Source organism: Rhizobium sp. 01N424 (genome assembly GCF_056399485.1).
In genome coordinates this window covers 1-6,866 of the sequence record NZ_JBFTRK010000031.1, presented here as the reverse complement: position 1 = coordinate 6,866, position 6,866 = coordinate 1, and the positions used below count along the sequence as shown (strand labels likewise).

7 protein-coding genes are annotated in these 6,866 nt (G+C 55.9%); 4 read left to right on the top strand and 3 right to left on the bottom strand.

Features of this window, described 5'->3' with window-relative positions; genetic code table 11:
• Positions 1-804: 804 nt before the first annotated feature.
• Positions 805-1,383, top strand: coding sequence for an inner membrane-spanning protein YciB (locus AC1DNK_RS29840; RefSeq protein WP_477944841.1), 579 nt, complete (start codon positions 805-807; stop codon positions 1,381-1,383).
• Positions 1,384-2,055: 672 nt separating this feature from the next.
• On the top strand, positions 2,056-2,724 hold the full coding sequence (locus AC1DNK_RS29835) for a sugar transferase (RefSeq protein ID WP_477944842.1): 669 nt from the start codon (positions 2,056-2,058) through the stop codon (positions 2,722-2,724).
• A 503-nt stretch (positions 2,725-3,227) separates the two neighbouring features.
• On the opposite strand, the gene AC1DNK_RS29830 is transcribed toward AC1DNK_RS29835, so the two are convergent.
• Positions 3,228-3,830, bottom strand: a complete 603-nt coding sequence (locus AC1DNK_RS29830; RefSeq protein WP_477944839.1) for a carbohydrate binding domain-containing protein — start codon at positions 3,828-3,830, stop codon at positions 3,228-3,230.
• Positions 3,831-4,408: 578 nt separating this feature from the next.
• On the opposite strand from AC1DNK_RS29830, the gene AC1DNK_RS29825 reads away from it, so the two are divergent.
• Entirely contained in the window at positions 4,409-4,744 is a 336-nt protein-coding gene (locus AC1DNK_RS29825) for a hypothetical protein (protein WP_477944837.1), read from the top strand.
• Between the two features lie 199 nt (positions 4,745-4,943).
• Positions 4,944-5,198 (top strand): KTSC domain-containing protein, encoded by a 255-nt coding sequence (locus AC1DNK_RS29820; RefSeq protein ID WP_477944836.1) that lies wholly within the window; start codon positions 4,944-4,946, stop codon positions 5,196-5,198.
• Between the two features lie 23 nt (positions 5,199-5,221).
• Here AC1DNK_RS29820 and AC1DNK_RS29815 read toward each other — a convergent pair whose 3' ends face one another.
• Together AC1DNK_RS29815 and AC1DNK_RS29810 are read right to left on the bottom strand one after the other, a co-directional pair.
• Positions 5,222-6,538, bottom strand: coding sequence for a UDP-glucose dehydrogenase family protein (locus AC1DNK_RS29815; protein ID WP_477944835.1), 1,317 nt, complete (start codon positions 6,536-6,538; stop codon positions 5,222-5,224).
• A 100-nt stretch (positions 6,539-6,638) separates the two neighbouring features.
• On the bottom strand, positions 6,639-6,866 hold a 228-nt coding region (locus AC1DNK_RS29810), incomplete at its 5' end, for a cupin domain-containing protein (RefSeq protein WP_477944304.1).

Sequence of the window (6,866 nt, the reverse complement as noted above, 5' to 3'; positions counted from 1 at the left end):
AGCCGACGCCCACATTCATCCCTTGACCGGAAGACGCCGGATCAGGCCTACTTCAACGCGCTGGCACCAATGACGGTGGCGGCATAATCGAGGCGGAAATCCACTTAGCGAAACGCCCGAAACTGTTCAGACAAACCGCGCCAGCTCTTTGGGACGATCAGTTCTATCGAGGTTATCCCCCAGCGCAACTTGCACCGTGCGAAGGGGCGCTGCTGCACTTTCTACCCTAACTCCGCCGCCCCACATTATCCTGCCGACGCGGACTTCGGGAAGTCTGTGCCGCGGATGCCTTCGCTCGTTGGATTATTCGATCGGCGGAAGCATCCACGTCTACCACAAACGACCTTGTCCACTTTAGACTTCTGTATGACGGTGCGGCTCGTGACCGGCTTCGCTCGATTGGGAAGCACTTCAAATCACTTGGGCGGTGCGCTCATCCCGTTACAGGAAGAAGACCTAGTTCAGGCTGATTTGACGATCGCCGAAGCGGAGCTCGCGACGGGGTAGGCGGAGCGAATCCGACGATTATGCCTTTCCTCCTTGTTGGCGGCGTGGCTAACAATCGACAAAAGAGCTCGTGAACGCGATGGGTAGAGGCGGCCTGCGTGTTCGCGCACCGCGCAAAGCTTCCCCACACGGTGGTTTCCGTTAAAGGCGCGCGTGCGTTCGGCTTTCGAGTCGGTTGCGACAATAAAAGCGGACGTTGCAATCCTATAGCTTCATCTAATGTCTTGTGCTTAATCGGCGAAGACTATCGCCCAGATCGAATGGATGATAAATGCAGCGCCGGAGAGAGAACTATTGATGTCGCGCAGCAGCTACCAAAATATCTCGACCGCCCTCGAGTTTGCTCCAATCTTGTTGTATTTTGTTGTCTACGTCACCGCAGATCGGTTCGTGCCCGCCAATACTCAGCCGATTTTCGTTGCCACAGCCGTCTTCATCATAGTGACGCTGGTAGCGGTCTTCGCATCGCTCCTCATAGTGGGCAAGCTTCCAGTCATGCCGCTTGTCTCCGCAATTCCTCTGACAGTCCTCGGAGTAATCGGCATCCTCCTCAAGGATGACACTTTCATCAAGATTAGACCAACTGTCGTCAACCTGCTTTTTGCGGCTATCTTGTTGGGAGGGCTTGCGTTCAGACGGGCGCTATTGCGCTACATCTTCAGCACATTGATCGACGTTACGGACGAGGGATGGCGCAAGTTGACGGTGCGCTGGGGAGTGTTCTGCCTGGTCATGGGCATCGCCAACGAGCTTGTGTGGCGACTGTTACCAGAGGGAATCTGGGTAATCTACGACGCGTGGATCAGCACTGCTCTAACATTCATCTTCACCATTGCTCAATATCCGCTTATTTTGGCGTACGAAAACCGGAGCTGAAGCTACGAGCGTCGACAACTCCGACGCCCTAACCGCCGCGAAGTGCACTATAGTTTGAGGCAGCGCGATTAGAAGCGCAGTACGGCGCGATTTTCACCTCCAATTAACCGTTGATTCAAATGTGCCTTGTCGTCAACTTTTGGCTAGGGATTGGCGCCTAGCCTTGTCAATGTTGTTGTTTCCGGAGATGGGCGACGTGACATTGAGGTTGAAGGCATTGTTGGCGGCGAGTGTGTTGTCGCTCGTTTTGTGGACAGGTGTCATTTCCGGAGGCACCTGGGTATATCGAAATATGAGCAGCGACGGTCTCAATACCACTATAACCGCAAGTGTCCGCTAGGCGCGCGCGCGCCCGATAATTATGGCTCTCAGTCCGACAACGCATCGTTCCAAGAGTATATAAGCACACGCGAAATTCGTGGCATGGCACTCGTCATAATTCTGTATTGATACTGACTTCGTGTGATTGCGCACAAAAACGATAAGCTCCGCAAAAAGCAATCTATGCGCTAGTCATTCGATTTTGGCATGCTAAGGCGATTAAGTATGCGTTAACTACAACGTTTACTTCACGCAATTCTCTGGCTATGCTCCACCAGCTTGACGGAGCTTGGCATGGAAGCTGTACGTTGCGTAAACTTTGCAGCGCTCGTTTTGAAGCGTGATGCCGACATGATACTGCCGCAGTTGGTGACAGAGTCGACTGCGTCACTTCGGCTACCAAGCAGACATCGTGCGCTGCAGGCCAAAATTAAGCGCGCCATCGACGTGGTGGCGGCGCTGACCGCAATTTTAATATTGCTGCCAGTTCTCATCATGATCGCAGTCCTGATCAAGCTCGACAGCCGTGGCCCGGCGCTATTTCGCCAAACACGCTGGGGCTTGAACGGTAAAAAGATCGAGGTTTTGAAATTCCGCAGTATGCGCGCGGAAATGGGTGATCAGAGCGGAGTAACGCAGACAATCGAGAACGATCCTCGCCTGACGCGTGTTGGACGCATTCTGCGGAAGACAAATTTGGACGAGCTACCGCAGCTCTTCAATGTTGTACGCGGAGATATGTCGCTCGTCGGACCGCGCTGCCATGCGGTGAACATGCTTGCCGCGGGGCAGCTTTACGAGCAGCTTGTGCCCTCATATCACCTGCGGCACGCTGTGCGGCCAGGCATAACCGGTCTTGCCCAGATGCGTGGCCTTCGCGGGCCGACAGTCCGCCCCTCCAAGGCGCGAGCGCGGATTGCATGCGATCTTCATTACATCGAAAATTTCAGCCTGTGGCTGGACGCGAAAATCATTTTGCGAACCGTCGTCAACGAACTGAAGGGTGGCGCCGGCTTTTGACGCCGGTCTGAGGCTCCTCGGATATTATACAAAGTTCGAATAGTGGTTTCAGCCACGAGGTCACCATCATCGCTAAAAATCGGTGGCGCCTCGAGCGGTTCTGTACGGGAGCCGATATCGCCGCAACAGAGATGACCGTTATACCAAATCGCTACAGGCAAGCGCGTCCCGACTGCAAATCCACCCGGCATCAGTTTGCTTGAAATGATCCAGTACTGCGCCATTCATTTCAGTTGTGAACGGCGGAGCGGTTTGCCTGCGCTGCAAAACCGAGGTTGCCGTCGCCCGTTCACCGAGAAGCTGTATGTAGCAGCGAAGGTCTGCCTCAGCTTAGTCGCGAGTGCCACCGGCGCGGTAGGTTTTACCGACGCAACCAGCTGCTGAAGCGCTATGCGGGTGAAGGTCGATCAGCCATAAACATTCGAAGGAATGACAAAAAACGGGCTGATGCAAAAAGGCTGGTCTGGGCGCTGTCGTTACCGCGTCCAGACCGCTGGTTAGAGTTAGGCAACCAACTTACGGCGCTTGAGGAAGAGGGCAGCAGCGCCGATCCCGAGGGCGCCAAGGCCTGCGCCGGCCTCAGGCCCGGGGACGGCGGTAACGGATACGTCGGTCAGGACACCGTCCGCATTAGCCGAGTTCAATGACACGTCCTTGAAAGAAAGGAGCGTCGATGTCGAATTCGCGGTGAAATTGAACGAGAAGGTCTTAGTGGCAAGAGTTGCCCAATCCTTCGTCAGGTCGCCGACGCCAACTGTGAGGAGCTCGGTCCAGCTTCCAGCAGAAACCTTTAGGTCCTGCCCATTGCTGTCGCCCCACGCACCGTAGGTAAAGGTCAAATTGTAGACCTGCCCAACGATCGTCGTCAGAGACTGCGAGAGAACGCCGCCAGGAAACTGCCCGCCGCCGAAAGCGGCCCAATAGTTTACGCCAGAACGGGGAACCCCGTTAATGCCGTTGTAGTCCGTTTCCGCGATTGCATTTACAATGCCACCCGCCGGGTTCCAGAAATCGAGTTCCGAACTGAAATTGCCATTGGATACAAGGTTGGCCGCGGAAGCGAAGCTGACCGATCCCAAAAGGGCCAGTGCAGCAGCTGCAGCCATTATTCTAAGTTTCATCACATTCCCCCAATCGAAGGTTTTAACTCCGCACAGCCGTTAGCAAAGCGTTAACATTCGCGACGAGTCAAGTATATCTATTGGCTGAGGTTAATGGCGCTAGCTTAGTGTTGCGGATAAGCCACCTATAATAAAAATAGGTCCAAGACCAGTATCGATAAGTCGCAGTGAAAGACAAGCGCTCCGCATCGGGTGCGGTGATACCGTGCGGAGCGCCCATTTATCGCGTTGCACCAGCAACGCTGCCTAGAAATACAGGATCTCTGTAATACTCAATTGAAACACGAAAACAGGATTAGCAGGTAAGGTTACCGGCCTCGCGCTGTTATTACCTTGTCATATGCTCGCCGAGCGTTGATCAGGAATGGGGCAACCGGGTTAGCGAACTGCCGGAAAATGGGACATAAGTCCCGCTAAGACACAAAAACGCATTTTCGCTAAAATTGAATCTTTCGATTTAAACGAGCGGAAGGACGACCGGTGTAATTTGAGACATCGACACAGACCACCAGGCTGCGGACAGGCAGCCTGCGCAACAGTGGTTACACCTGACGGGGATAAAAATGCGTTTCAAGTTTGTACCAGCAGCTGCAATCCTCATTGCAGCTATCGCCCAGCCAGCCTTCGCCTTCGCCTTCGGTCCGGCGGGTATGGGACGTGACCTGATGTATACAGCGTCAATCGCACCTGCAACGGATGCCAAGATCGTTAGGACAGGGTTCGTCCGACCGAACCTTCCAGGCGCGCTGGCCGGAACGAACCATATCGAGTCGGGCGCTCTTTCGGTCGGTGAGCTGTCTCGTCCACTGAGTGTTGTGATGAACTTGTTCATCCAAGGTGTATTGGCTCAGACCGCTCGCGCGATCGATGCTGGCGTGGAACTCACTGCTGCCCGATAATCCCTGCGAAACAGGAGCAAGGCCCGTTACCGGGCTGCAGGATGCTCTTTGAGCTCCAGATGTGGCCCGTGGGTGACAGTGCGATCCAAAAAGTTGATAGCCCGCGATAATCCTTCCGACACAACCCATTTGGGTGGTGTCGGATCGCATGCGATATGTTTCATTCTGATACACATCGTCGCAGGGTTGGGTTGCTTGGGTGAAGATCGCTGTAAAGTCAGAGCTGATTGCATTTGTGCGATATCGCGAACGCGACCAGCGTCTTGCCGTTACGTTTAACGACGGCTCGACGCGAGAGTACGGATTGGTGCCGCTTGAAGTCGTTGACGCACTTAAATCAGTTCCGTCCCCAGGCAGGTACTACGTAGAAGAAATTCGCCATAGTTTTCCGCGCATTTCGACGATCCCGGCCCGCCGCTCGCTAGCGACGCGCTGGCTGTTCTCTCATGCGTAAACTAAGATGGCGACGCGCGACGTCTATTTCTTCTCGCTTTTCTTGCCGACGGCGAAGTAGCTGAAACCATGTCTACTGACTTCGGCGGCGGGATAGATGTTGCGCAGGTCGACGATCGTCGGCGTTTTGACCGTGGTCTTCAGGCGCTTGAAATCGAGGGCGCGGAACTCATCCCATTCGGTGACAATGACGATCGCGTCGGCACCCTCGGCGATCTCGTAGGGATCCTTGCCGTAGGTGACAGGTCCGAGCATGCCCTTGGCGTCTTCCATACCTTCCGGGTCATAGGCATGGACTTCGGCGCCGCCATCGAGCAACGCCTGGATGATGGTGATCGACGGGGCGTCGCGCATGTCGTCGGTGTTCGGCTTGAAGGTCAGGCCGAGGACGGCGATCTTCTTGCCGCGCACGCTGCCGTCGCAGGCGGCGATGACCTTGCGGCCCATGGCGCGCTTGCGGTTGTCGTTGATGGCGACCGTCGTCTCGATCAGCCGCATCGGGCTGTCGTAATCCTGCGCGGTCTTGACGAGAGCCAGCGTATCCTTCGGGAAGCAGGAGCCGCCATAGCCGGGGCCTGCATGCAGGAACTTGTCGCCGATGCGTTTGTCCATGCCGATGCCTTTTGCGACCTTCTGCACGTCGGCTCCGATCTGCTCGCAGAGGTCGGCGATCTCGTTGATGAAGGTGATCTTCATCGCCAGGAAGGCGTTGGCGGCATATTTGATCAGCTCGGAGGTGCGGCGTTCGCAGAAATAGAGCGGCGCTTCGTTGAGATAGAGCGGGCGATAGACCTCGCGCATGACTTCCACGGCGCGCGGCTCTTCGGTGCCGATGACGATGCGGTCAGGGCGCTTGAAATCAGTGATCGCAGCACCCTCACGCAGGAATTCCGGATTGGAGACGACGGCGATGTCCTTGCCGGGGAATTCTTCGCGGAAGATGCGCTCGATCTCATCGCCGGTGCCGACGGGCACGGTGGACTTGGTGACGATGACGGTGAATCCGGTGACGGCAGCGGCGATCTCACGGGCTGCGGCATAGACGTAGCTCAGGTCGGCATGACCGTCGCCACGGCGCGATGGGGTGCCGACAGCGATGAAGACGACGTCGGCGGCAGCGACGGGCGCCGCCAGATCTTTGGAAAAATCAAGGCGGCCGGCCGCCCGGTTATGCTCGATGATCGCGTCGAGGCCCGGCTCGAAGATCGGCACTTCGCCGCGCTCCAGGGCATCGATCTTGGCTTCGGACTTGTCCACACAGGTGATGTGGTGGCCAAAATCCGCAAGGCAGGCGCCGGACACCAGGCCGACGTAACCAGAACCGATCATAACAATACGCATAGTATTCTTTCCATGGTCACACTGTTAATACCGCGCTAACCTTCTGCATGGTGCAACGCAGCAAATCAAACGATTTTTTTGGGAAGAGTCGGTCTAGCCGCTAGTTGCGGCCGAACTCGTCGACGAGGCGAATGATGTCATCTTCGCCGAGATAGGAACCGGTCTGCACCTCGATGAGCTCCAGCATGATCTTGCCGGGATTGGCAAGGCGGTGGACTTCGCCGAGCGGGATATAGACCGACTCGTTTTCACGCAGCATCTGCACATTCTCGCCGATCGTCACTTCGGCAGTGCCCTTGACGACGATCCAGTGCTCGGAGCGGTGATG